The 25873-nt window shown below is 68.3% G+C and carries 23 protein-coding genes; 21 read left to right on the forward strand and 2 right to left on the reverse strand.

The features are described from left to right. Positions 1-2: 2 nt before the first annotated feature. The 9 genes from lpxK (at position 3) to VMJ70_04965 (ending at position 11511) form a co-directional block, all read left to right on the forward strand. Positions 3-947: a tetraacyldisaccharide 4'-kinase gene (gene lpxK, locus VMJ70_04925; GenBank protein ID HTO90453.1), complete on the forward strand. Its 945-nt coding sequence runs from the start codon at positions 3-5 to the stop codon at positions 945-947. Next, positions 944-2587: an L-aspartate oxidase gene (nadB, locus tag VMJ70_04930; protein HTO90454.1), complete on the forward strand. Its 1644-nt coding sequence runs from the start codon at positions 944-946 to the stop codon at positions 2585-2587. The genes lpxK and nadB overlap by 4 nt, the downstream gene beginning before the upstream one ends. A 28-nt stretch (positions 2588-2615) precedes the next feature. Then, positions 2616-3017 (forward strand): Minf_1886 family protein, encoded by a 402-nt coding sequence (locus tag VMJ70_04935; GenBank protein HTO90455.1) that lies wholly within the window; start codon positions 2616-2618, stop codon positions 3015-3017. 49 nt (positions 3018-3066) lie between these two features. Continuing rightward, a complete protein-coding gene (locus tag VMJ70_04940; GenBank protein ID HTO90456.1) occupies positions 3067-4905 on the forward strand; it encodes an ABC transporter ATP-binding protein in 1839 nt (612 codons plus the stop codon). Continuing rightward, positions 4902-5978: a glycosyltransferase family 9 protein gene (locus tag VMJ70_04945; protein HTO90457.1), complete on the forward strand. Its 1077-nt coding sequence runs from the start codon at positions 4902-4904 to the stop codon at positions 5976-5978. The genes VMJ70_04940 and VMJ70_04945 overlap by 4 nt, the downstream gene beginning before the upstream one ends. 131 nt (positions 5979-6109) lie before the next feature. Next, complete coding sequence (locus VMJ70_04950) at positions 6110-7915, forward strand: C25 family cysteine peptidase (protein ID HTO90458.1); 1806 nt, start codon at positions 6110-6112, stop codon at positions 7913-7915. A 160-nt stretch (positions 7916-8075) separates the two neighbouring features. After that, positions 8076-9518, forward strand: coding sequence for a proline--tRNA ligase (gene proS, locus VMJ70_04955; GenBank protein HTO90459.1), 1443 nt, complete (start codon positions 8076-8078; stop codon positions 9516-9518). Positions 9519-9529: 11 nt separating this feature from the next. Next, a complete protein-coding gene (gene waaF / locus VMJ70_04960; GenBank protein ID HTO90460.1) occupies positions 9530-10507 on the forward strand; it encodes a lipopolysaccharide heptosyltransferase II in 978 nt (325 codons plus the stop codon). Next, positions 10504-11511 (forward strand): HAD family hydrolase, encoded by a 1008-nt coding sequence (locus VMJ70_04965; protein HTO90461.1) that lies wholly within the window; start codon positions 10504-10506, stop codon positions 11509-11511. Before waaF ends, VMJ70_04965 begins: the two co-directional genes overlap by 4 nt. A gap of 1 nt (position 11512) precedes the next feature. On the opposite strand, the gene VMJ70_04970 is transcribed toward VMJ70_04965, so the two are convergent. Together VMJ70_04970 and VMJ70_04975 are read right to left on the reverse strand one after the other, a co-directional pair. Then, a complete protein-coding gene (locus VMJ70_04970) occupies positions 11513-12601 on the reverse strand; it encodes a DUF4388 domain-containing protein (GenBank protein HTO90462.1) in 1089 nt (362 codons plus the stop codon). Between the two features lie 7 nt (positions 12602-12608). Further along, entirely contained in the window at positions 12609-14657 is a 2049-nt protein-coding gene (locus VMJ70_04975) for a tetratricopeptide repeat protein (protein HTO90463.1), read from the reverse strand. 163 nt (positions 14658-14820) lie between these two features. Between VMJ70_04975 and asnS the strand changes: the two genes are divergently transcribed. The 12 genes from asnS (at position 14821) to VMJ70_05035 (ending at position 25872) form a co-directional block, all read left to right on the forward strand. Beyond that, positions 14821-16140, forward strand: a complete 1320-nt coding sequence (gene asnS / locus VMJ70_04980) for an asparagine--tRNA ligase (GenBank protein HTO90464.1) — start codon at positions 14821-14823, stop codon at positions 16138-16140. 106 nt (positions 16141-16246) lie between these two features. Further along, the gene (locus tag VMJ70_04985; protein ID HTO90465.1) at positions 16247-17137 is read left to right on the forward strand and encodes a substrate-binding domain-containing protein; all 891 of its coding nucleotides are present in this window, start codon (positions 16247-16249) and stop codon (positions 17135-17137) included. A 27-nt stretch (positions 17138-17164) separates the two neighbouring features. Then, positions 17165-18958: a tetratricopeptide repeat protein gene (locus VMJ70_04990; GenBank protein ID HTO90466.1), complete on the forward strand. Its 1794-nt coding sequence runs from the start codon at positions 17165-17167 to the stop codon at positions 18956-18958. A gap of 10 nt (positions 18959-18968) precedes the next feature. Beyond that, positions 18969-19316: an STAS domain-containing protein gene (locus VMJ70_04995; protein ID HTO90467.1), complete on the forward strand. Its 348-nt coding sequence runs from the start codon at positions 18969-18971 to the stop codon at positions 19314-19316. A gap of 20 nt (positions 19317-19336) precedes the next feature. Further along, positions 19337-19687, forward strand: coding sequence for an STAS domain-containing protein (locus VMJ70_05000; protein ID HTO90468.1), 351 nt, complete (start codon positions 19337-19339; stop codon positions 19685-19687). Between the two features lie 24 nt (positions 19688-19711). Continuing rightward, positions 19712-20455 (forward strand): MotA/TolQ/ExbB proton channel family protein, encoded by a 744-nt coding sequence (locus tag VMJ70_05005; GenBank protein ID HTO90469.1) that lies wholly within the window; start codon positions 19712-19714, stop codon positions 20453-20455. An 18-nt stretch (positions 20456-20473) separates the two neighbouring features. Beyond that, positions 20474-20947 carry a biopolymer transporter ExbD gene (locus tag VMJ70_05010; protein ID HTO90470.1) on the forward strand — a complete coding sequence of 158 codons (474 nt, stop codon included), beginning with the start codon at positions 20474-20476 and terminating at the stop codon, positions 20945-20947. A 23-nt stretch (positions 20948-20970) separates the two neighbouring features. Next, a complete protein-coding gene (locus VMJ70_05015) occupies positions 20971-21465 on the forward strand; it encodes a biopolymer transporter ExbD (GenBank protein HTO90471.1) in 495 nt (164 codons plus the stop codon). Next, complete coding sequence (locus tag VMJ70_05020) at positions 21462-22181, forward strand: TonB family protein (GenBank protein ID HTO90472.1); 720 nt, start codon at positions 21462-21464, stop codon at positions 22179-22181. The genes VMJ70_05015 and VMJ70_05020 overlap by 4 nt, the downstream gene beginning before the upstream one ends. A gap of 132 nt (positions 22182-22313) precedes the next feature. Then, complete coding sequence (locus VMJ70_05025; protein HTO90473.1) at positions 22314-23081, forward strand: hypothetical protein; 768 nt, start codon at positions 22314-22316, stop codon at positions 23079-23081. An 84-nt stretch (positions 23082-23165) separates the two neighbouring features. After that, a complete protein-coding gene (locus tag VMJ70_05030) occupies positions 23166-24551 on the forward strand; it encodes a TolC family protein (GenBank protein ID HTO90474.1) in 1386 nt (461 codons plus the stop codon). A 28-nt stretch (positions 24552-24579) separates the two neighbouring features. After that, entirely contained in the window at positions 24580-25872 is a 1293-nt protein-coding gene (locus VMJ70_05035) for an efflux RND transporter periplasmic adaptor subunit (GenBank protein ID HTO90475.1), read from the forward strand. The last annotated feature ends 1 nt before the right edge of the window (position 25873 follow it).

Consider the following 25873-nt stretch of genomic DNA (forward strand, 5'->3'; position numbering starts at 1 on the left):
GCATGGCCGGGGCGGTGGCGCGCGTCGTGGAGTGGGGCTGGGAGCTCCGTCGCTCGGCGTATGCGCGCGGCTGGCGAAGGCCCGAGCGGGTCGGCGCGCGCGTGGTGAGCGTCGGCAATCTCACCCTGGGCGGCACCGGCAAGACCACGCTCACCCGACACCTGGCCGGGGTGTTGCGCGAGCGCGGGCGCAGGGTGGCGGTGGTGTGCCGGCGCTATCATCCCGGGCCGGCCGGCGAAGGCGACGAAGAGCGCCTGCTGCGCGAGAGCCTGCCGGGGATTCCGGTGCTGGCCGGACGGAGCAAGCTCGAGCTGGCACGCCGGGCAGTCGACGAAGGATGCGATCTGGTGCTGGTGGATGACGGTTTCTCGCACTGGCCGCTCGAGCGCGATCTCGACATCGTGCTGGTGGATGGGCGCACGGCGCTGGAGCGGGAGGCGCTGTTTCCGGGCGGCCGGTTGCGCGAGCCATGGCGTGCGCTGCAGCGGGCGCAGTGGGTGGTCCTGTCGCGCCTCGACGCCGGGGAGGATCCGGGGCCGCGGTTCGCATGGCTCCGCCGGCGGGCGCCCGGCGCGCGTTTCGCGGCCGGTCGGCACGCGGTGTGCGGCGTGCGCGAAGCGCGCGGCTCCTGGCTTTCGGGAGGCGCGCGGGTGCGGGTGGTGACCGCGACCGGCAATCCCGGGTCGGTCGAACGGACGGCGCGCGAGGCGGGACTCGAGGTGGTCAGCGCCTCACGCTATCGCGATCACCACTGGTTCTCGGCCGACGAGGCTCGGCGCGAGCAGCAGGCCGCGGATCGAAGCGCGAGTCGCGTGCTGCTGACCGCCAAGGACGCGGTGCGCTGGCCCGAGGCAGCCGGGCCGCCGCCGCTGGTGCTGGAAGTGGCGTGGGAGTGGGTCTGGGGCGGCGCGGAGCTCGAGCGAAGCGCGGCCGGAGAGGACCGGTGAGCGACCCCGACGTTCTGATCATCGGCAGCGGCATCGCAGGTCTGATGCTCGCTCTCAAGTCCGCTCGCTTCGGCGACGTGCGGGTGGTCTCGAAGCGGCGCGCCGAGGAATCGAGCACCAACTGGGCGCAGGGCGGGATCGCGGCGGTGTTCGAGACCGGCGACACGTTCGCCGACCACATTCGCGACACCCTGCGCTGCGGCGGCTCGCTGAGCGACCCGCGCGTGGTGCGGCGGGTGGTCGAACAGGCGCCCGCCTGCGTGGACGAGCTCGCCGATCTGGGCGTGCCGTTCAACCGCGCCCGCCATGGCTTCGCGCTCGGACGCGAAGGCGGGCATTCTCACCGTCGAATCGTCCATGCCAGCGATTTCACCGGTGCGGCGATCGAGCGCGTGCTACTCGACCGGGTGCAGAGCCATCCGCGCATCGAGCTGCTCGAGGATCAGCTGGCGGTGGATCTGATCCTCGAGTCGCGCTTGCGCGGCCGGCGGGCGGCTCGGGATGGCGACACCTGCTGGGGCGCCTACGTGATGGACCGCACCACCTCGCGCATCCGCCCGATGACCGCGCGGGTGACGGCGCTCGCGACCGGCGGCTGCGGCAAGGTCTACCTCTACACCACCAATCCCGACGTGGCGACCGGCGATGGACTGGCGATGGCGTTCCGCGCCGGCCTTCCGATCGCCGACGTCGAGTTCGTCCAGTTCCATCCCACCTGCCTGTACCACCCGCGCGAGCGCTCGTTCCTGTTGAGTGAAGCGCTGCGCGGCGAGGGCGCGGTGCTGCGCACGCTTGGCGGCGAGCGTTTCATGAAGCGCTATCACCGCCAGGCGGAGCTGGCGCCGCGCGATGTCGTGGCGCGCGCCATCGATCGCGAGATGAAGCGGCGTGGCGAGCCCCACGTCTTCCTCGACATCAGTCATCGTCCGGCGGCGCTGATCCGCCGGCGATTCCCGAACATCGACGCGCGGCTCCGGGCGCTCGGATTCGACCTGACGCGCGACCCGATCCCGGTGGTACCGGCGGCTCACTACATGTGCGGGGGCGTGGTCGCGGAGCTCACGGGCCGCACCTCGATGCGCGGCTTGCTGGCGCTCGGCGAGGTGGCGCGCACCGGACTCCATGGCGCGAATCGTCTCGCCAGCAACTCGCTGCTCGAAGCGCTGGTGAGCGCCCGCGAAGCGGCCGGAGAGGTCGCGCGGCGCCTCGCCGAGACTTCGCGCGCGCCGCGCGCGGAAGCCTGGCGCACTCGCGGCACTCGCCCGGCGCTCGAAGCCGTGGTCTTCGATCACGACTGGGATGCGGTGCGTCGCGCGATGTGGGATCTGGTGGGCATCGTGCGCTCGGATCAGCGTCTGTCGGCCGCGCGGCGTTTGCTCGACCTGCTCGGTGAAGAGATCGAACGGGATTACGACCGGCTGCTCCTCGGCCCCGACCTGATCGAGCTGCGCAACATCACCCAGGTGGGACGACTGATCGTGGAGGCCGCGCGGCGGCGCTCGGAGAGCCGCGGGCTTCACGAGACGCTCGATCATCCCGGCTCGCGGCGGTCGTGGGCGGGTCGCAGCATCGTTCTGTCACGGGGATCGAACGGCGAGCTGCGGGCGCGTCTTGCCACGCTTCGCGCCCGCGACCTATAGTCGGAGCAGACCGCGACTCGAGGAGACCATGGCTCAGGAAATCGCCTTCTGGGAAGTGGTGGACGAGATCCGCGAGGCCGACGGGCGGTATCGCCGCGAGGCCTACGGCTTCCTGATGGCGGCGCTCGGCATCACCGTGCACGGGCTTCCCGAGGAGCGGAAGCTGGATCCGGCGCGGCGGCACCTGAGCGGCGGCGAGCTGCTGGAGGGAATGGTGCGGCTCGCGCGCAACGAATTCGGCGAGCTCGCCCCGACCGTGTTCAGCGAGTGGGGTGTCCATCACGGAGAGGATGTCGGCGAGATGGTCTTCCAGCTGGTGGCGAGCGGGCAGCTCAGCGCCCGGCCGGAGGACACCCTCGAGGACTTTCGCGGGTTTCGCCTGATGGAGGCGCTGCGCGGAGGCGGTACGCTCCCCGCCGGGTCCTCGTGAGGCCACGTCCGGCCGCGAGTCGCCCTCTCGCCGTCGCACGGTGCCGCCGATGAAGACCTACCTTCGGCTGCTCGGCTATCTCAAGCCCTATCGGACCCGGCTGGCGCTGGCGCTCCTGTGCATGGTGCTCTACGCACTGATGTCGGCGGTGTCGCTGGGCATGGTGGCGCCGTTCATGCGCATCCTGTTCGAGCGCACCGGCGTGATGGGGCAGGTGTCCGGAGTCGCCGGCCTCGCGATGCAATCCGACCGCCTCACCGGATGGCCCGAGCCGTTGCGCGCTTGGGCCCAGGGCGCTCTGCTCGACGCGCGGCCGCTGGTGGCCCTCGAGCGCGTGTGCGTGCTGATCCTGGTGGCGCTCGCGCTCAAGAATCTCGCCGACTATCTGCAGGCCTACCTGATGGTGACGGTGGAACAGGCGGCCATCCGCGATCTCCGCAGCGGCATGTTCTCGCACCTGATGCAGCTGCCGCTCTCGTTCTTCCAGGAATCCCGCGGCGGCGCGCTGCTCTCGCGCATGACCAACGACCTGGAATTCGCGCGCGCCTCGCTGGCGGCCGGAGTCGGCAACCTGGTCAAGGACTCGCTCACCCTGCTCGGGTGCCTGGCCTGGGTGTTCCTGGCGTCGTGGCGTCTGGCGCTGCTGGCGATGGTCGTGCTGCCGCCGGCGGCGGTGGCGCTGGTGGCGATCGGGCGAAAGATGCGCCAGCGCTCAACTCGCGCCCAGCAGCGCATCGCCGAAGTCAGCAGCATCGTGCAGGAGACCGCGGCGGGCGTGCGAGTGGTCAAGGGCTTCGGCATGGAAGGTTACGAACGGAATCGGTTCGATCAGGCCAACGACGGCTACTACCGCGCCGTCGTCAAGCTGCGCCGGGTCTCGGCCGCGGCCCGACCGGTGAGCGAATACGCGATCGTGGTCGTGGCGGTGGCCATGCTGTGGGTGGGGGGTCAGCAAATCTTCGTCAACCATTCGCTCGCCCCTCAGCAGTTCATCCTGTTCGTGACCGCGCTGCTCAGCACCATCTCGCCGATCAAGAGCCTGTCCGAGGTCAACGCCAACATTCAGCAGGGCATCTCCGCGGGCGAGCGGATCTTCGCGCTGTTCGACGCTCCGCCCACCGAGGTGGATCGCGCGGGCGCTCGCGCGCTGCCGAGACTGGCGCACGGCCTGCGCTTCGATCAGGTGAGCTTCGCCTACGACCACGACAAGCCGGTGCTCGAGAACGTGAGTTTCGAGGTTCGGCGGGGCGAGGTGCTGGCGCTGGTGGGCCCGAGCGGCGCGGGGAAGAGCACGGCGCTCGATCTGCTGGCGCGATTCCGCGAGCCGACCATGGGCCGCATCATCCTCGACGGCGTGGACATTCGAGACGGCACCATCGCCTCGCTTCGCTCCCAGCTCGGCATCGTCACCCAGGAGACCCTGCTGTTCCACGACACCGTCTCTCACAATATCGCTTACGGCCTGACCGGCGTGGACCCGGACGCGGTGATCGCGGCCGCGCGCGCCGCGCACGCGCACGATTTCATCATGCGGTTGCCGAGGCGCTACGAGACCGTGATCGGCGAGCGCGGCACCCGGCTGTCGGGCGGCGAGCGGCAGCGGCTCGCGATCGCCCGGGCGCTGCTGCGCAATCCCGCCATTCTGCTGCTCGACGAGGCCACCTCGGCGCTCGACACCGAAAGCGAACGCCTGGTGCAGGACGCGCTCGAGCACCTGATGCGTGATCGCACCGTGGTGGTGATCGCGCACCGGCTCTCCACCGTGCAGCACGCCGACCGCATCGTGGTGCTCGAGCACGGTCGGGTCGTGGCCACCGGGACCCACGCCGAGCTGATGCTGGCGGGCGGCGCCTACCGCCGGCTCTACGAGCTTCAGTTCACGGGATGAGCCGGGCGCCGAAGCCGCTCGCGATACCGGCGGGAGGCTTCCGCGAGATCGCAATCCTGCGGCTCTCCTCGCTCGGCGACGTGGTGCTGACTCTGCCGGTGGTGCACGCGCTGCGCGCGGCATTCCCCGACGCGCGAATTCACTACTGGGTGAAGGAAGAGTACGCCGAGGCGCTGAGTGCCGATCCGGCCATCGATCACGTGAGGATGCTCGAGCGCGACGGGCGCCGCCTCGAGGACCTGGTCTCGATGAGCGCCGAGCTCGAGGCCTGCGATCTGATCGTGGATCTCCACGCCAGCTCGCGCACCCGCGTCCTCACCTTCCGCCAGGGCGCGCCCGTGTTGCGGGTGCGCAACCAGCGCCTGCTCCGCTCGCGCTGGGTGCACGCGCGCTGGACCGGGCCGCGGCCCGCCGATCCGGTCGTCGAGCGCTACGCGCGAACGCTCGCGCCACTCGGTATCGAGGCGGCGGAAGCGCCGCGGCTGACGGTCGGGCCCGAGGTCGAGCGATGGGCGGCGGACTGGTGTGCCGCCCGGGGAGCGGCACCGCGCATCGGCTTTTGTCCGGCCGCTCAGCACGCCACCAAACGCTGGCCGGAAGAACACTGGCTCTCGCTGCTCGAGCTCCAGCTCGCACGGGGCCGGCGGGTGGTGGCGTTCTCGCTGCCGCGCGAGCGCGAACAATTCCCGAGGCTGCTGAGCGCGATCGAGAGCCAGTCGAGCGCGGGCTGGTGCTCGGAGAAGCTCCAGCGCCAGGCGGCGCTCATGAGCCGTCTCGACGCGGTGGTGTGCGGCGACACCGGCCTGATGCACGTGGCGGCCGCGCGCGGGGCGCGGGTGGTGGCGATGTTCGGCAGCACCTCGCCGGCGCTGGGGTTCGCGCCCGCCGGCGGCGGGCACATCGTGCTGTGCCGCAACGAGCCATGCCAGCCGTGCACGCTCCACGGCCGGGAGCGCTGCCCCCTCGGACACTTCCACTGTATGAAGAAGCTGCTGCCGGGGGAGGTCGAGGCGGCGGTCGAGGACGTGCTGGCGGGAGCGCCCGCTCGGGCCGGAGGGCCCGTTTCCAATTGACTCTCCCGCTCCGGCAGGCCTAGCCTACTTGGGCCTGCGGTTCGCGATCTCCCGAGGAACCCCCATCTCACCTGGCTACCCGGTTCCAACGCGCTTCCCGCCCCTCACCGCCGATTACCGGGAGTATCGCCATGGTCGCCTCGCGCCGCCTTGCCAGTTTCGCGTTCGCCGCGCTCACGTCGCTGGGGGTCGCGCATTCGTCCTTCGCGAACTCCCTTCCACCCGGGCCGGTGGTCGGGCATCCCGCCGACTACGTGATCATCACTCCTTCGGCCTACGCCAGCGAGTTCCAGCGTCTCGCGAAATTCAAGACCCACGTCGGCGTTCCGGCGCTGGTCAAGACCCTCGAGGCGATCGTGACCGAGTATCCGGGCGGGCGAGACGACGCCGAACGCGTCCGGATGTTCCTGCAGGACGCGAGCCAGCAGTGGAACACGCACTGGGCGTTGCTCGGCGGTCTGCCGCCCGAGGTGCCGGCGCGGCGCGTGCACAGCACGTTCTTCGGCGGCCTGGACTTCGTGACCGATCTCTACTTCGGATCGCTCCACGGCACCTGGGACGCCAACGGCAACGGGGTCTTCGGCGAGGGCTACGTCTCGAGCGCCGATCCGGGCGACAGCGTGGATCTCAGCGTGCAAGTCTACATCGGGCGCGCGCCGGTCAGGAGCGTCGCCGAAGCGCGAGACTTCGTGAACAAGACGATCGCCGCCAGCGCCGTGCCGTTCGATCCGACGCCGCATGCCGCGTTGCTGGCCGCCGACGCGTTGTTCCCTCACCCCTGGAACGGAACCGATCCGTTGAGCCTCGACGGCGCGGACTTCACCGAGGTCGTGCGCAGCGTGATCGTGGGGACGCCCGGCGCCGGCGTGACGCGCCTCTACCAGAACTGGAATGATCCGCGCTGGCCGGACGCGCAGCCGCTTTCGCGTGCCTCCCTGCTCTCCGAGCTTCGCGCCGGCACGGATTTCTATCTCGACGTGAACTTCGGCGGCCCCCTCGTGATGACGGCGGCCAATGATTCGGTGACCGCCGCGGACCTCGATGCGCTGGGCGACGCGGCCCGTTCCACACACGCCTGGATGACCGGCGCGTGGTGCGGCAACTTTGAGGGCGATTGCCTGGCCGCTCACTTCGTGCGAGGCGCGAGCGGCGGGGCGGTGACCTGCGTGGCCGCATCGACCGAGTTGTTCTTCACGCCGCTCCTCAACTATCAGCAGGGCTACGCGGCCGCGCTCTACCCGCCGGCCTCGGATCCCGAGGGGGAGGCGCTGGCGGCGGCCAAGGCGCCGTTCATCGACTACTCGGCCTACGACGGCGTCCATCGCACCACCGAGATGGCCCTCAACCTGATCGGCGATCCGGGGCTGCAGATCCGTCCGGTCGAACCGCTGGCACTCGAAGCCGATTTCTCCTCGGCCGTCTCGGTCGGCAGCCCGGGCTTCGAGGTGGTCGTCACCGCAGCCGGCGCGCCGCTCGCCCGCGCGCGTGTGGCGGTGGAATTCGGCGACGAAGCGCTGGCGGTGTCGATGACCGATATTACGGGCCGGGCGCAGGTCGAGCTGACCCCGGCGCACGCGGGCGTCGAGGCCCTGACGGTCACGGCACTCGACGGCAGCCGCCTCGAGGGCGCCGTTCAGGTGAACGAGGCGCTCGCGGTCGAGCGGGGCGGTTCCCCGGCGACGCGCCTCGACGCCCCGCTGCCCAATCCGGCGTTCGCGAACGCGCGGCTCTCGGGGGAAGCGGCATCGAATGGTTCGCTCGCGCTCTTCGATGTGGGCGGACGGCGGCTGCGCGAGTTCGCCATCGCTCCGGGCCGGTTCGATCTGCGCTGGGATCTCGGCGACGCGAGCGGACGTCGCGTGCCCGCGGGATTGTACTTCGCGCGGCTCTCCTCCGGCCCGGCGACCCTCGTTCAGCGACTGCTGGTCACGCGCTGATCGCGCGCCCCTCACGGGCGACCGCGTCGGAGGCCACGGCCTCGGCTTGAGAGGGTCGTGGCCCCCGCCTATACTGCGCGCCCTTCGCGCCACCGCGGATGTCGAGTGTCGCGGTTTCGCCGGCCGTAGGTGCCGGCGTTTCGTCAGCCCCGGAGAGCCCGTGAGCCAGACCGACGACAAGAAGCAGTTCGTCGAGGACCTGACCGACCAGTCCGACGATTTCTCGCGCTGGTACAACGAGGTGGTGCGCAAGGCCCAGCTCGCCGACTACACACCGGTGCGCGGCTCGATGGTGATCCGGCCCTATGGCTACGCACTGTGGGAGAACATGCAGCAGCAACTCGACCGGCGCATCAAGGCCACCGGCCATCAGAATGCCTACTTTCCGCTGCTGATCCCGGAGAGCCTGCTGGCCCTGGAGGCTGAGCACGTCGAGGGGTTCGCGCCCCAGGTCGCGTGGGTCACGCACGGCGGCAACGACAAGCTCGAAGAGCGCTACTGCATCCGCCCGACCAGCGAGGCCATCATCGGCCATCTCTACTCGCGCTGGATCGAGTCCTATCGGGACCTCCCGGTGCTCATCAACCAGTGGGCCAACGTGATGCGCTGGGAAAAGGTGACGCGGCTGTTCCTGCGCACCGCCGAGTTCCTGTGGCAGGAGGGTCATACCGCCCACGCCGGCGGAGCCGAAGCGCAGGAAGAAGTGCTGCGCATGCTCGAGGTGTATCGCGATTTCGTCGAGAACGAACTCGCCATCCCGGTCTGGCCGGGGAAGAAGAGCGACGCCGAGAAGTTCGCCGGCGCCGACGCGACCTACACCGTCGAGGCCCTGATGCGCGACGGCAAGGCCCTGCAGGCCGGCACTTCTCACAATCTCGGGCAGCATTTCGCGAAAGTGTTCGACATCACCTTCCAGGACGAGCAGGGCAAGCGCCAGTACGTCCATCAGACGTCATGGGGCATGACCACTCGCATGATCGGCGGCGTGGTGATGACCCACGGGGACGATCAGGGATTGAAGATGCCGCCCCGCGTGGCGCCGATCCAGGCGGTGGTGATCCCGATCTGGCGGAAGCCGGAAGAGAAGTCGGCGGTGCTCGAGTTCCTCGACCGAGTGCGGGCGGCGCTGGCGGATCGCGTGCGCCTCCACGTCGACGCCCGCGATCAGTATTCGCCGGGCTGGAAGTACAACGAGTACGAGTTGCGCGGCGTGCCGGTGCGCCTCGAGGTCGGTCCTCGCGACGTGAGCGCGCAGTCGGTGATGAGCGTGCGCCGCGACACTCGCGCCAAACAGCCGATTCCGCTGGCCGAGCTCGGCGTCCGCGTGCCGGCGTTGCTCGGCCAGGTCCAGCGCGATCTGTTCGATTCGGCGCTCAAGTTCCGCGAGGAGAACACCGCGTTCGCCAGGGACCTCGGCGAGATCGAAGCGCATTTCGCCGAACGGCGCGGCTTCGTGGCCACACCCTGGGAGGGCGACGCGAAGTTCGAGGCCGAGGTCAAGGCCCGTACCATGGCGACGTTGCGCTGCGTGCCGCTCGATCAGTCGCGCTTCCGCGAGCAGGCATCGGGCCGCAGCTGGGCGCTGTTCGCGCGCTCCTACTGAGGCGCGCCGGGGTGGGCGACGCCGGGCGGTTGCTGGTCCGGATACCGAACTGGCTCGGCGACGCGATCATGGCGCGACCGATGCTGAGTGCGATTCGGCGGCACTTCACCGGCGCGCGGGTGGTCGCGGTCGGGCCCGCGGCGCTGCTCGAGTTGCTGGAAGGGGACGGCCACTGGGACGAGTCGGCGCCGCGCGACGTCGACCCGCGCTCGACGCCGGCGCTCGGCGCCCCCGCCGATCTCGCCATCGTCTGCCCGCCCTCGTTTTCGAGCGCGTGGCGGGCCTGGCGGCTGGGCTGCCGCCGGCGAGTCGGCTTCCGCGGCGAAGCCCGCGACTGGCTGCTGACCGATCCGATCGCGCGCCCCTCGAGAGGGAGTCTGCATCTGTCCGAGGAATACCTGTTGCTGTCGGCGCGCGTCGGGGCCTCGGCGTTCGAAACCCCGCCACTGCGCGCGCCCGCGCTCGAGACGGGGAGTGGGGCGCCGCCGGGCTCCGCGGAGAACGACCACGCGCCCTTCGCGATCCTCGCGCCGGGCGCGACCTACGGGCCGGCGAAGCGCTGGCCCGCGGAGCGCTTCGTGGCGGTGGGCAGGGCGCTGACGGCTCGCGGCCTGGCGGTGCGCGTCTGCGGGGTCGGGGCCGAGCGCGAGATCTGCGAGTCGGTGGCCTCGGCGATCGCAGCAGCGCGATCGCTGGCCGGCCTGACTTCGCTCCAGCAGCTGGCGCGCCTGTGCTCCGGCGCGCGCCTGGTGGTGGCCAACGACTCGGGGCTCGCGCACCTCGCGGCCGCGGTCGGCGCGCCGACCGTGGTGGTGTTCGGCTCGACCAGCAGCGCGTGGACGGCGCCGCTGGGCCCGAAGGTGCGGGTGGTGCAGCGACCGCCGGTCTGCTCGCCCTGTTTCCAGCGCGCCTGCACGATCGGCTATCGCTGTCTCGAAGCCGTGCCGGTGCGCGACGTGCTCGGCGCCGCCGAGGAGCTGGCGGCGTGAGAGTGCTGGTGGCGGATTCGCCCGCGCTGAGCGCGAGCCGCATGCGCACTGCCGCCGAGGGATTGGCGCTGCGCGGACACCAGGTGATCCGGAAGCTGGAACCGGACGGCGGCCGGAATCCGCAGCTGGTGCTGGGCGCCGGTCCTCCGGCGGGTGCGGTGGTGCGCGGCTGGCGGGCGGCGGCGCACGTGGTGGTGCAGCAGATCACTCCGGCGGAGCTCAGGCGCTGGTCGCTCGTGGATCGCTGGCTATGGGCCTCGCTCTACGCCTTCGCGCTGGTCGAAGAGCGGGACGCCGGCGAGATTCGACTGCATCCGGGGCCGCTCCTCCTGGATCGAGTGGGACTCTGGTCCAGCGAGGCTCCCGCCGAACGACCGGCGGCCGAGCACGCCGATGTCGAGATCCTCGAGCGCGCCGGCGAGCGATCGATCGCGCGACATCGGAGCGCCGCGCCGCGGCGCGCGGTGTTCCTGGACCGCGACGGCACTCTGGTCGAGGAGGTGGGCTATCTCGACGATCCCGAGCGCCTGCGCCTCCTCCCCGGAGTGGCAGGGGCGCTCCGCTCGTTGCACGCCGCCGGCTTCGCCCTGGTGGTGATCTCGAACCAGTCGGGCGTCGGCCGGGGCCTCTACACCATGGCGACGGCGTACGCCGTGATGGCGCGACTTCGCTCCGAACTCCGTCGCGAAGGCGTGGAGCTCGACGCCATCTATTTCTGTCCTCACCGTCCGGACCAGGGCTGCGCCTGTCGCAAGCCCGGCATCGAGCTGGTGGAACGCGCGGCCGAAGACCTGCTGCTCGACCCACGCCACTCGGTCATGATCGGGGACAAGCAGATCGACATCGAGACCGCGCGCCGGGCGGGCGCGGCCGGACTGCTGGTGCAGAGCGGCTACGGCGAGGAAGAGGCGCGGCGCATCGAGCAGGCCGGCGCCCCCAGGCCCGACCACGTGGCGTCGGATTTCGCCGCCGCGGCGCGCTGGGCCATCGATCGGCTCGCGTGAGCTAGCGGCTTCGATCGACGTCGAGCTGGTAGCTGGCGCCGCCTTCGACCGGCAGGTAGTGAAGCGCATAGCCCGAGACCTTGATCTGGTCGGCATCGATCCAGCGCGCTTCGATCAGATCCTGGAGCGAGGGCGGGTAGCCGCCGTGCTCGCGGCGGTAGAGGTCCAGCGCGAAGCGCAGGTCACGCATCTGCGCCGCGGCGAAGACGTCGTTGGCGGGCGGCGGGGGCGCGCTGGCCGCGATGCGTTGCGCCCCCAGCCGCAGCCCGAAGGCGAGAGCCGCGATCGCGACCGCCACCAGCGCCTCGCGGCTCCACGACAGGTCGCGCGGCACCAGCCGGCGAACGGGCGCGGACACCGGCGTGGCCGGGGCCTGGCCGGGGTCGCGGCGTCCGACCACCTCGATCCAATTGGCCTGAAGCATCCGAAACAGCGCTTCGTAGGCCTCGTACTCCGAAAGCGGCGCCGCGTCGACGATCTCCTGCACCGTGTGCTGTCCGTCGACGATGCCGAACAGCTCGCGCTCCTCTTCGGAGAGCGGCTCGTTGGGGTCGGGCAGGTCGTGAACCCCGAGCAGCTGGTAGGGATCGCGGAACACCTGGACGAAACGCTTCTGCTCGTCCACCCGGCGGGCGGCTTCGATCAGTGCGCCCTCGATGCTCAGGCGTACGACCGGCGGCGCGTTCCAGCGGCTGTGCGGATCGAACCGATAGGTGCCGTCCTCCCAGCGCACCAGTCGCGTGAGATCGTCGAGGATCTGGCGCTCGACGTAGCCGGCCAGCTCGTCGGCGTCGAGGTACCGGCCGTTGAGGAGCAGATCCTCGACGTCGCGGTTGGACTCGCGCTGAATCGTCAGGATGCCGCGGTATTGCTCATCCGACAGCCGGTGCACCTTGTGGAGGAACACCAGCAGCGGGTCGTCCTTCTGCTGGCCGCGATTGCGGGTGGAGACGATGCGCCCTTCCTGAACGTAGACCACTGCGCGCTCGGTGTTCCACTCCATCATCAGACAGCCGGTCTTCTTCTGGCTGGCCACCAGCTGGAGGATCTCGGTGGCCGAGAAGTCGCGAAGATTTCCCTGGAGCGCCATGGATGCCTCAGGCCGCTGCGACGTTGGAGGAGTGGCTGGTGGCCTGCACGCTGCGGCTCCGGGTCGGCGCCGCGAGGACGGCCGCCTGATACTGAGCGCGGTTCACCAGACGCGAGTAGCCGATGATGGACCACGAATAGAGCATGCCCCAGGTGGCGAGCCGCACCACCCACGGCAGGTCGCTGGGCGTCACCGCGAGCCGCGGCTCGAACGCGAACGGGGGCGCCGCGACCAGCTGGCTGCCCAGCATCCCGAGCGCGATCGTCAGCATGAGTATCGGTGAGAACGCGCGCCTGAAGCTGATCAGGCCGAAGCCGGGGATCAACACAGCGAGCGCGCCACGCAGCAGATTCTGAGTGCGGTCCACGCGCCTCTTGCGATTGGCGAGCAGCACGCGCGCCACCTCGGGAGCGTCGGCGGACTTCTCGGCTGCCGCGCAGGCCGGGCACAGGGCCAGCTCGCGACGCCGCTCGGCGCAGCGGCGGCACACGGTTCGACCACAGTTGCTGCAGGCGCGCAGCGGCAGCTGGCGCTGCTGCTGGAGGCCGGCGAGCACGCCCAGCACGGCCACCCCGAGCACGGCGAGCGAGAAACCCCAGCCGCGAGTCTCGAGTCGGTCGCGCCAGCCGGGAGGCAGCGCGCCGCGCGTGCTCCCGGAGGGCACCGAGCCCGAAAGCGAGCGCCAGAAGCGATTGGGCGCGATCCACTGGTCCACCAGCGCCAGGTACCCGTCTTCCGTGCTCTGGCCCTGATAGGTCTTGACCATCTCGAAGTTGATGGCCGAGGCGCGAGTGAGCGCATCGCTCGCAGCGCGGAAATCGAAGCGCTGCGTGTAGAGCTGGGAGATGTTGAACCACGCCGCCCCGTTGGACGGGTTCTGCGAAGTCGCACGGCGATAGAAGTCGAAGGCCTCGTCGCCGCGGCCCTGGCTCATCATGACGTTGCCGAGGTTGTTGAGCAGCCGGTCGTCGTTCGGCCACAGGTGGAGCGCGTGGCGATAGAGCCGCTCGGCGGCGGGCACGTCGCCGGCCCGCCTCGCCATCCAGCCGGCGGCGAAGGCCAGGAACGGATTCTCGGGCTCGCGGGCCGAGAGCTGCTCCAGCTCCTCGGCGCGCGCCGGCGAGGCCGGCTCGGTTTCGACCATCGCCACGCCGTGGAGCGGACCGCGGGCGGCGTCGAGCGGCAGGGTCAGGCGATCGAGTGCGTCCACCACCAGCGGCATTACCGCGAGGCTCGCGACCAGCAGGATGAACACGATTCGTTCGCGCGCCTGTAGCAGCGGCCAGAGCAGGGCGAGGAACAGGACCACCGGCAGCGCCGGACCCAGGCCGAGGAAGAACGGCATCGCCAGCAGCGCCCAGGACCAGGCTTCGGCGCTGGACGCGGTCACCAGTCGGCGCAGCGGTTCTCTCCAGGAATGGCGCAGCTCGGCCTGATGCACGGCGACCACCAGCGCGCCGGTGGCGAGAATGCCGAGGAACAGCGCCTGCAGGATGGCGTAGATCGTGTTCGCGCACAGCGCGAGCTGGAGGAGAAAGTTCTGGCGCGCCAGCTCGAGCACGCTGGCGTAGCGGAGCAGCGCCTGGCTCGGCTCGTGGAGCAGACTCCACGACGCGAGCGTGAGGTGCGGGGTGACGAAGGTCGGGTCGAGCTCCGCCGCGCCGCGCACCAGCCGGGCCGCTTCGTCGAGACTGCCGGACTCGTGAGCGAGGATTCCGCGGCGATAGAAGAGTCGTGCCTCGAGCGGGAGCGAGGCGATGTGATGGCGCTCCTTGTACTGCAACCAGCCGGTGAGGTCGGTGAGCGGCGGTTGCGCTTCGTCGGCGGCGACCGCCGCAGGCGGCGGAGCGGGGGTTGTGGTCGCGGGAGCGGTATCGGCCGGATGCTCGGTGGTGCCGGGAACGTTCGGCGCCGATCCCGCCGCGGACGCCCCGAGCGCCGTGGCGAGCACCAGCACGAGAGCGACCCCGGCCTGCCGAAGACGCCGGCCGGAGAGCCCAGATTGTCCGGCCGCTCGGCTCCTGAGCGCGCTCCCGCCGTCCAGCCATTCGAACATGCGTGCCATCCCTTGACAGTGCCGGAGTGCCCACCTAGCGTGCACCGCGTCCCATTCGTTATCGGCCCTTCTCGGCAGCCGCTTTACGCGAGTTTCCCCGGGGCCGCCGAAGCCCGCCCGGCCTCGCGCCGGCCGGACAACTCACGATCCAAGGACCCCTGGAATGAGCGCCACGCCCCTGACCGGCACGCTGCCCTGGATCCGCATCGCCGAAGCTGCGCGCCACGTCGGACAAAGCGTCGAGGTCCGAGGCTGGCTTACCCACCGGCGATCGAGCGGCAAGATCCAGTTCCTGGTGGTTCGTGATGGGAGCGGGGTGTTGCAGTGCGTCGCCGGGCGCGAGGACCTGACGCCGGAGGCCTGGCAGGCCTCGAGCGAGCTGGGCCAGGAATCCGCGCTGGTGGTGCGGGGGGATCTACGCGCCGACCCGCGCTCGCCGGGTGGGGTCGAGATGGGGCTCCGGTCGGTCGAGGTGGTTCAGCGCGCGGAAGGGTTTCCGATTTCGCCCAAGGAGCACGGCACCGAGTTCCTCATGGATCACCGGCACCTCTGGCTGCGCTCTTCCCGGCAGCAGGCCATCCTGCGCATCCGCGCCGAAGTGATTCGCGCCTTTCGCGATTTCATGGACGGCGAAGGCTTCCTATTGCTCGACGCGCCGATCTTCACGCCCAATGCCTGCGAAGGCACGACCACTCTGTTCGAGACCAGCTACTTCGATCAGAAGGCCTACCTGACTCAGAGCGGCCAGCTCTACAACGAAGCGGGGGCCGCCGCGTTCGGGCGCGTCTACTGCTTCGGGCCGGCATTCCGGGCCGAGAAGAGCAAGACCCGCCGGCATCTGATCGAATTCTGGATGATGGAGCCCGAATGGGCGTTCGCCACCCTCGAGGACGTGATTGCGCTGGAAGAACGGTTGCTCGTCTTCACCGTCGGGCGCGTGCTCGAGAAGCGGGCCGAGGACCTGAAAACGGTGGAGCGCGACGTGAGGAAGCTCGAGGCGGTCCAGACCCCGTTTCCACGTCTTCATTACAACGATGCGGTGAACCTCCTGCATCAGAAGGGCATGACCTTCGAATGGGGGGGCGACTTCGGTTCGCCGGACGAAACCGCGATCTCGGAGAGCTTCGATCGTCCAGTCTTCGTCACCCATTATCCGGCCGCGGTGAAGGCCTTCTACATGGAGCCCGATCCCGCCGACCCGCGGCTGTGCCTCTCCTGCGACTGCCTGGCGCCGGAAGGGTACGGAGAAATCATCGGGGGCGGGCAGCGCAGCCCGTCGCTGGAGCTGCTCGAGCGGCGCATCGACGAGCATGGACTGCCGCAATCGGCGTTCGAGTGGTACAAGGATCTGCGCCGCTACGGCAGCGTGCCGCACTCGGGGTTCGGGATCGGGGTGGAGCGGACCCTGGCATGGATCGCGGGCCTGGAGCACGTCCGCGAGACGATTCCCTTCCCGCGCATGCTCTATCGCCTGGCACCCTGAGGGCCCGAGCGTGGCGGCCCAGGCCATTGACACGAACCCGCGCCGCTCCTTACACTTGGCTCGCTTCGTTGTCTCGGCGCCTGGTGCCAGGAGCCTGAGGCGGTTCATGCCTCTGGTGCCGTGCCTGGTCGTGGTTCTCGGCTGCTCTCGCAAACCAGCGCCTCCCACCGTGGAAGACTCGCTGACCAGCGGAACGATTCGAATTGCCTGCGCTCCGGAGGCCCGGGGGCTGATCGCGCGCGAGGCCGCCGCCTTTGAGGCGCTCTATCCCCAGGCCCGTCTGGAGATTCATGAAGCATCGTCGCGGGATGGCGTTGGGGAGCTGTTCGGCGCGAGGTCCGATCTGGCGGTGATCACGCGCGAGCTGAGCACCGAAGAGCGGGCGGCTGCGGTGCGAGGAAAGCTCGAGCTCGAAGGATACCGGTTCGCTCGGGACGCGGCGGTGATGATTGCGAACTCAGAAAATCCGGTGCAGAACCTGGCGGTCGACCGGTTGCGCGAAGTCTATTCGACGGACGGCGCGCGCTGGTCCAGTCTGGGAGGCGAAGATCGGCCGGTCGAGCCGGTGGTTCTGCCGGCCGGGGCCGACCTGACGGAGTTCATGATCCAGCAGGTGATGGGAGGGCAACCGATTCGCGCACATGCGATCTACGCCGCGAACGAAGCCGAGGTGGCGAGCCTGGTGAAGAAGCGCCCGAATGCCATCGGCTACGTGTCGCTGGCGGCGGTCCCCGAGGACGTTCGCGTGCTGCGCCTCGCCGGACTGACCGGGCTGCCCTACTGGAAGCCCGACCTCGAGGCCATCTATCGCGGCGACTACCCGCTCACGCGATTCTTCAGCCTCTACGTCCGCACCGATGGGGCGAAGCTGGCGAACGGCTTCATCACCTATGTCACGAGTCGTGAGGGCCAGGCGCTGGTCGAGCAGGCCGGGCTGGTGCCGACCGCGGTGCCGGTCCGTTTCGTCCGTCGCTCCCCGATGTTGAGCACGCACTAGGTCCCAAGAGGAGAACGATTCCCGACGATGATTGGCTTCGGGCAGTTGCAGACGACGCGGCGATTCTGGCCGCGGATGGGAACGCTGCTGGTGGCCGTGGCGCTGGCGACGCCGGCGCTCGCCGACGATCTCAAGGACGCGCGCGCCGCTCTCCAGGCCGGGCGCGTCGATCAGGCCGCGACGCTGTTCGGGAAGCTGGCGAGCCAGGGCCAGATCGAGGGACACATCGGGCTCGGGCAGGTCTACCTGAAGAAGCGCCAGTATTCGAAAGCCCAGGACGAGTTCAAGCTCACCCAGCGTCAGGATCCGACGGTGGCGTGGGGATACTACGGCGAGGGTGAGGCCCTCAAGCGTCAGGGCAAGTGCGACGACGCGGTGCCGCTGATGCGAAAGGCCACCGATCTCGACAAGCGCTTCCCCGAGGCCACGCTTTCGCTCGGCGACTGCCTGGTGCAGCAGAAGCAGGTGGACGCCGCGATCGCGGTGCTCTCTCCCGGGGCCAAGTGGGGCTCCAAGTGGCGGCCGAAGTTCCTGGTGGCGCTCGGCAACGCCGAGCTGGCGCGCGACTCGTTGCGCTCGGCCAGCGTCTACTACACGCAGGCGCGCGAGGAATCGCCCGAGGATCCGGCGCCGCGCAAGGCGCTCGGAGACTTCTACCTGTACACGCGCCGCATCGCGGAGCTGGCGATTCCCGAATACGAGGCAGCCGTCCAGCTCGATTCGTCGGACGTGGAGCTCCACTACGCTCTGGGCGAGGCGCTGTTCGCCGGCCAGCGCTACAACGAGGCGCTCGACCAATACAAGTGGGTGGTGGCGACCGACCCCGATTTCCCGCCCGGCCAGCTCTCGCTCGGCAATCTCTACTTCCTGTCGGGCCCGAACGACCCCCGCCGCTATGCCGACGCGCGCGCGCCGCTCGAGAAGTACACCCAGCTCGAGCCCAACGACGCCAAGGGCTGGAGTCTGCTCGGCCGCACCTACTACTATCTGAAGATGAAGGACGAGGCGGTGCAGGCGATGGAGAAATCGCTCACGCTCGGCGGCGCCAACAAAGAAACCTTCACGATCATGGCCCGCGTCTATGCCGAGAAGAAGGACTGGCAGAAGTCCCTCGACGCCTTCGCCAAGGGCGAGCCGACCTCGCGTGACATGCTGACCATCGGCCAGATGTGGGTCTTCCTCGGCAAGCCGGAACGGGCCGACTCGATCTATCAGGCGGTGGTCGCCAAGGACTCCACCAGCGCCGACGCCCGCTTCGCCCTGAACGAGTCGGGAAAGCTCCACTTCCGGCGCCAGGAGTACCCGATTGCCATCGCCATCTTCCAGCGGGTGATCGCTCTTGACCCGAGCAACGACGAGGCTTACTACTACCTCGGTCTGGCTTATAAGGAGTTGAAGCAGTACCCCGACGCGCTGAACGCGCTTCGGCAAGCGGCGACGCTGGCTCCCGGCAAGGCCGACCGCCAGTTCTGGCTGGGGATCCTTTACGCTCAGTTGGACTCGACGGCACTCTCGAGAGCTGCGCTCGAGAAATCGGTGGCGATCGATTCCAGCGGGCAGTTCGCGGGTGTAGCGTATCGCCAGCTGGGTTACTACCGCCTTCTCGACAAGGAGTACGAAGGCGCCATCAGCCTGCTGGAACGGGCGGTGGCGTTGAACGACAAGGACATCCAGGCCTGGGTCTGGCTGGGGCAGGGGAATCAGAACGCCGGCCACCTGGCGCGGGCCGCTGAATGCTATCGCAAGGTGCTGGCGCTGGATCCGAAGCAGCCCGACGCGCAGAAGGGGCTGCAGTCGCTCCCCGCGGCGGCGCCCAAATAGGGGGAGTTCGATGAAGCAACGCGAGGTCGGAAACATCAAGATCCTGACGCCGAAGGGCTACCTCACGGGTGGCGACGAGACCGACGAGCTCGACAAGGCCATCGAGCAGCTGAGCGAGAGTGGCAACAAGGCGTTGATCATCAACCTCGCGGAGACCCAGCACCTGAACTCGACCGCGTTGGGCGTGCTGATTCGCGCGCACTCGAACTACGTGCGACGCGGGGGGCAGATGAAGCTGTGCTCGGTCGACAAGCGCATCGAGAACATCTTCGTGATCACCAAGCTGTCGCTGGTGTTCGACGTGTACCCCAACGAGGAGCAGGCCATCGCCAGCTTCGCGGAGTCGAAGCCGGTCTGAGGCCGGCGGGGGATCGGAGCGTGGCCATTCGCCGGAAGGAAGTTCGCACGGTGGTGGTGCTGTACCCGAAGGGGAATTTCTTCGGCGACGACGAGACGGACGAATTGCAGAAGGCGATCATGGACGAGGCGGCCGGCGGGAATGAGCGCCTCATCCTCAACATGCAGGAGTGTCAGTCGCTCAACTCGATCGCGATCGGCGTGCTGATGCGGGGATTCGCGAATTACCGCAGCCGCGGCGGCGAGATCAAGCTGTGTGGGCTGGGTAAGCGTCTTCAGGATCTCTTCACCATGACCAAGTTGATCATGGTGTTCGACCATCACGAGAGCGAGGAGGAAGCGCTCGCGGCTTTCGCGGTGGGAGCCCGGTAGCTCGAAGCGGAGGAGCCTCAGAACATGAGTCGTTTCATCGTTCCAATTGGGTTCGTGTCGGCTGCAGCGGTTTCGATCGCCATTTGGTACTTCCTGCCGGTTATCGGTGAACTCGGCAAGAACATCCAGCAGGGTGGCTACCTGGTGGCGGCGCTCATCATGCTCATCATCCTTCAGACCGCGTTCATCATCGAGCGCTCCTGGAGCCTTCGCAAGGCGCAGGGTCGCGGTCCGCTCACCGTGTTCCTGAACGAGGTCAGCCGCCGCCTGCACACCGGCGACGTGGACGGCGCCATCAAGGCCTGCGCGACTCAGCGGGGCTCGGCGGCGAACGTCATCCGCGCCGGCCTCGAGCGCTACCAGTCGCTGCGGGCAGAAAACGCGTCGCGCGAGAAGATCGTGGCCGAGACCCAGGCCGCGATCGCGGAAGCCAACGGCCTCGAAGTGCCGTTGCTCGAGCGCAATCTGATCGCGTTGTCGACCATCGCATCGATTTCGACCATGATCGGACTGCTGGGAACGGTGGTCGGAATGATCCGTTCGTTCGCCGCCCTCGGCCACACCGGCGCGGTGGACGCCACCAAGCTCGCCATCGGTATCTCCGAGGCGCTCATCAATACCGCCGGCGGCCTGATCTGCGCGATTGCCGGAATCGTCGCCTATAACGTGTTCGTGACGCGCGTGGACGGCTTCAACTATATGATGGATGAAGCCTCGTACGAGGCGGTCCAGCTGCTGGCCGCGTCGGCGCCCAGCGAGAAGAAGTAGGGGAGAGGGGCTCGAGCCATGCTCAAGAAGATGCGCCGCATCGGCATCGCCATCGACATGACGCCGATGGTCGATGTGGCGTTCCTGCTCCTGATCTTCTTCATGTGTACCACCCAGTTCAAGCCGCCCGAAAAGGACAAGATCACGCTGCCGGAATCGAGCTCCGAGGCCAAGTCTCCGGAGTCCGACATCATCACGATCGCGGTCACCAAGCTGCCTTCGGTGCGCGTGGTCTGGCATCAGGGCGGTCAGGAAGTGAACCGCGAGGTTCCCGCCGACAAGGTGGCGTCAGACCTTGGCAATGTCCTGAGCAACGCGCGTCTCGCCAACCCGGCGGCCCGAATGATCGTCAAAATGGACAAGGATGCCCCGTACGGGGTGATGGCCGACATGATGGGCGCGCTGCAGGAAGCCAAGGCGCCGCGCTTCAACGTACAGACCGAGCTCGAGGGCTCGGCCAATCCATTCAAGAAAGCCGCGGCCAAGCCATAGGTCGCTGGAGGAGGTGACGTCCCATGGGTGCGGTAGACACCCCACAACCCAGACAAGGCAAGAAGAAGGGCAAGGGCTTCAGCCGCCCCAAGCGTCGCGTCGGTGTTCGCATCGACATGACGCCGATGGTGGACGTGGCGTTCCTGCTCCTGATCTTCTTCATGGTGACCACCGTGTTCCGGACTCCTCAGGCGCTCGAGATCAACCTGCCGCCCGACAAGGACGTCAAGGTCGAGATCGCCCAATCCAAGGTGCTGAGCGTGCGGGTGCTCGGCGACGACCGTGCCTATTTCAAGCGCGGCGACGATCCATGGGCGCGCACCGACGTTCCGGGACTAAAAAAGGTGTTCGCGACGTACAAGGGGAACAAGGACCTGGTGGTCGTGATCAACATCGACCGTGAGTCGAAGTTCCACAACATGGTGGACATCATCGACGAGCTCGACCTGGCGAATCTGACGCGGTTCTCGCTGGGCACGCTGAAGCCGGAAGAGAAGAAGGAGGTCGAGTCGCTGTGAGCCAGCCGAACCTCACGCTTTACGAGTTCATGCCCTACGGGGCGCCCGAACTCAAGGAGGTCGCCAAGAAGTACATGACGCGGGCGATCGGCACTGCCGCGCTCGCGTGGCTGGTCGTGTTCGGCCTGTCCTTCGGCACTTCCGAGCTCCTCAAGCACCGTCCTCACGAGACCAGCGTGATCGTGGTGCCCTATCGCGAGCTGGCGGCGCCGCCGCCATTGACTCAGAACGAGCCTCCGCCGCAGGTGGCCATCGCCCAGCCGGTCGCGCCGCCGACCATGGGCGTCGCCGTGCCGGTCCCGGACGCCGAGGCCCCGCCCGAGCAGACCATCGCCACGCAGGAGGAGATCGCGCAGACCGCGCCTGGAATTTCCAAGGGCGACGGCGACCAGATCGTGGTCCAGCCGCCCTCCGAGGACGAGTTGCCGAAGCTCGGCGAGTACGTCTACGTCGAGGAGCTTCCCGAGGCGATCACCAAGGTCCCGCCCGAGTATCCGGACATCGCCCGCCAGGCGAACGTCGATGGCACCGTGCTCATGCAGGTGCTGGTCGGCAAGGATGGCAAGGTCAAGGACGTCAAGGTGATGAAGTCCGTCGCCATGCTCGATGCCGCGGCCATCACCGCCGTGAAGCAGTGGATCTTCAAGCCCGCCCTTTCCAACAACAAGCCGGTGGCGGTGTGGGTGGCGGTGCCGATGAAGTTCACGCTCAACTAGACCCTCGCCTCTCGCCACGCCCGGGACAGCTTTTGCAGCGCCGGTCGGGCCCGATTTGACCCCCGGTGAGCGGAGTCCTTAGGCTCCGCTCGTCTTTGTCTTCCCCCGCCCGCCCTCATTATCGGAGTGACCATGTCCGCGATTCCCTCGGACGGCGACGCGGCCGTTGCCGCTCCCGCACCCGGCCCCAATCTCTCGCTTTTCCAGCGCGCACTCGCCATCTATGCGCGGCCCTCGCAGGCCTGGAGCGGCCTCCAGGACCACGTCCAGTGGTGGTTCCCGCTGCTGCTCTTCCTTGCCATCAACGTCTCGGGAGCCCTGCTGCTCCACGAGCGAGCCCTGATTCCCATGCTCCAGGACACCTGGGATCAGCAGGTCGCCAACGGGAACATGACCCCGGATCGCGTCGACAAGATGCTCGACTTCATGCGCAGCCCGATGGGAATCGGCTTCGCGGTCGGCCAGCAGGTGATCGTGATCGCGGTCATCACGTTTGTCACCGCGCTGGTCATCTGGTTCGGCGTGGGATTCCTGCTCGGCTCTCGATTCTCGTACCGTCTGTCTTTGGAGGTCGCGGCCTGGGCGGGTCTGGTCAACGTACCGGCCCAGTTGCTGGCATTCGGCCTCGCCTGGTATCGCCAGACCTACAAGGGCCTGCACGTGGGCTTCGGAGCGTTGCTGCCCGAGGCGGACACGCCCAGCAAGCTGATGGTGGGGCTCGGAGTCTTGCTCGACGCGATCGGACCCTTCTCGATCTGGTTCCTGGCCGTCGGGATCATCGGCGCCTCGACGCTGTCGGGGGCGCCGCGAAAATCGGTGGGGTGGTCGCTCGGGCTGTTGTACGGGGTGATGTGGGTCTTCGTCGCCGCCCTGGCCGCGGTGTTCACGCCGGGCAGCTAGGCACGTGACAGGTCTGCAACCAATGCGTATCCGAAACGTAGAAGCAGCGACTGCCGGCTCGACCGGATCGCGGGGGGAATCTCGATGATTCACATGAGTGGCTGGCGAGCTGTCCTGGTGGTCCTGCTGACAGTGGCGGCGGGGCAGGCGCGCGCCGAGGAAGCGGCCGCGCCGGCGGGTCCCATGAACGCCGACGCGGCGGTCAAGATCGCGTTGAAGCACGGCTCCGATGCGATTCGATCCAAGGCTTCGATCCAGGACGCCCTCGGGAACTACTGGGGGGCGGCCAACGGCGTGCTCCCGGCGGTATCCCTGAACGCCGGCCGCAGCGGCAGCCTGACTCAGAACCAGCCGATCACGCTGGCCACCATCGTCGGCACCCAGGTGGTCACGGGAACCGGTCTGCTCGACGTCGAATCCTACCAGCGCAACGCGGTGGTGAGCGGCAGCTGGGCGATCCTCAACCCATCCGCCATCGCCGGGTATTCCTCGGCGAAGAACGAGCTCAAGTCGGCGAAGCTCCAGGATCTTTCCACACGCCAGGACATCGGGCTCAGCGTCCGCCGCCAGTACTACGAAGTGGTGAAGGCCATCAAGCTGGCGCAGGTGTCGGACGGGGCGCTGCGACTGTCGCGCGACAACGAGCGGCGCGTGCGCGCGCTGTTCGAGGTGGGATCGGTCTCGCGCAGCGATCTGCTCAAGGCTCAGGTGCAGACGGCGCAGAGCGAGCTCGACTCGATCACCAATCATCAGCAGATCGTGGCCCAGCGCATCACGCTCGCCAATCTGATCGGAATTCCCGAGAACTCGATGGGCGAGGTGGACACCACGCTGGCCTATCGGCCGATGGACTACGACGAAGCGACGCTGATCAAGGAGGCGCTTGCGAACCGGCCGGATCTCAAGGCCGCCGACGCCTCGCTCAAGTCGGCTCACGCCGGTCTGGGCGCCGCCCGCTACAGTCGGCTTCCCTACCTGGTGCTCAGCGGTTCGGTCAATGTCAAGCCGGCGTTCGACCAGAAGAGCGATGCCGACACCATGCCCGGCGCGCCTCACGATATCTCCAGACAGCACGTCGAGAGCGACCGGATTTGGAGCGGCACGATCGCGCTGCGCTGGGACTTCAACGTCGGCACCGATTCGAGGATCGCTTCAGCGCGGGCCAATCTGATGCGCGCGGAGGACACGCGCACCGCCCTCAATCGCGATCTCGAGGGGGACATCCGTTCGGCGTTGTTCACCTATCGCCAGGCGGTGGCGGGGAGCGACGTCGCTCAGCGCAGCATCGAGTCGGCCACCGAGACCTACAAACTGATTCAGCAGAAGTACAACGTGGGTTCCTCCACGATTCTGGATCTCATCGACGCCCAGGTTCAGCTCGAGCGCGCCTACAGTGACCTGGTGAATGCGCTCGCGGTCATTCGCGTGGCCGAAGCACAGTTGAACCGTCTGGCAGGCCGCGGCGAGTGATCCTGCCGCGAGAGGGGATGGACTGGCGATGCTGAAGAACAAGAAGCTCCTGTGGATCGGGCTCGGCGCGCTGTTGCTGGTGGTGTTGATCGTCGCTCAGGTGGCGAACAGCGCGAAGGGCAAGGTCGAGGCGGTGCAACTGGCGCGAGTGCGGGTGGAAGACGTCACTTCGCGTGTCCGGGCGCCCGGCAAGATCGAGCCGAAGACCCAGGTCAAGATCAGCGCCGACATCCCGGGCAAGATCACGCACCTGCTCGTCAAGGAGGGCGACCGCGTCAAGCAGGGCCAGCTGATGCTGCAGCTCGACGACACTCAGTACCGTGCCAATTTCAATCAGGCCCGCGCGGCGCTGGCTTCGGCCGAAGCCCATCAGAAGGACGCGGACGCGGCGCTCAAGGTGGCCGAGGCGAACTACACCCGGCAGAAGGCTCTGTTCGATCAGAAACTCCTGTCGCAGGCCGAGTGGGATCAGGCGACCAGCGCGTACGAGTCGGCGCGCGCCGCGGACGCCACCGGCCACGAGGAGATCACGCGGTGTCAGGCCGCGCTCGACGGCGCCCGCGACAACGTGGACAAGTGCGCGTTCAGGGCGCCGTTCGACGGCATCGTCAGCTCGCTGGACGTCGAGCAGGGCGAGATCGTCATCACCGGCACCATGAACAACGCCGGCACCCAGATCATGGTGGTGTCCGACCTGTCGAGAATGCTGGTGCGAGCCGACGTGGACGAGACCGACGTCGTCGACATGAAGCTCGGGCAGAAGGCGAAGATCTCGGTGGACGCCATGCCCGACACCACCTTCGAGGGAACCGTCACCGAGATCGGTAACACCGCCAAGGCTTCGATCACCTCGACGGTTCAGGGCCAGACCAACTTCGAGGTCAAGGTGGTGTTCGACTCCAACGTGCCCCAGGTGCGGCCGGGCATGACCGCCGACGTGGACATCGAGACCGCCACCCATTCGAAGACCCGCGCCGTGCCCATTCAGGCCGTGGTGGTGCGCACCCAGCGCGAGCTGGACCGGGCCCTGAACAAGCGCAAGGCCGGCCGCAACCCGCGGGTCGGCGACGCTTCCGCGGCGGAAGAGGACACCGTCGGGCGCAAGGACAAGGAGATCACCGGAATCTTCGTGAATCGCGGCGGGATCGCGACCTTCGTTCCGGTGCGCACCGGCATCGCGAGCGAAACCATGATCGAGGTGTACGGGGACGTGAAGGAAGGGGAGCAGGTGGTGACCGGGCCCTACAAGGCCTTGCGCGAGCTCAAGCCTCAGGCCAAGATCAAGGCCGAGGCCGCGGGCGCGCATGGCGTACGGAAGTAGG

Source organism: Candidatus Sulfotelmatobacter sp. (assembly GCA_035498555.1).
Taxonomy (GTDB): domain Bacteria; phylum Eisenbacteria; class RBG-16-71-46; order RBG-16-71-46; family RBG-16-71-46; genus DATKAB01.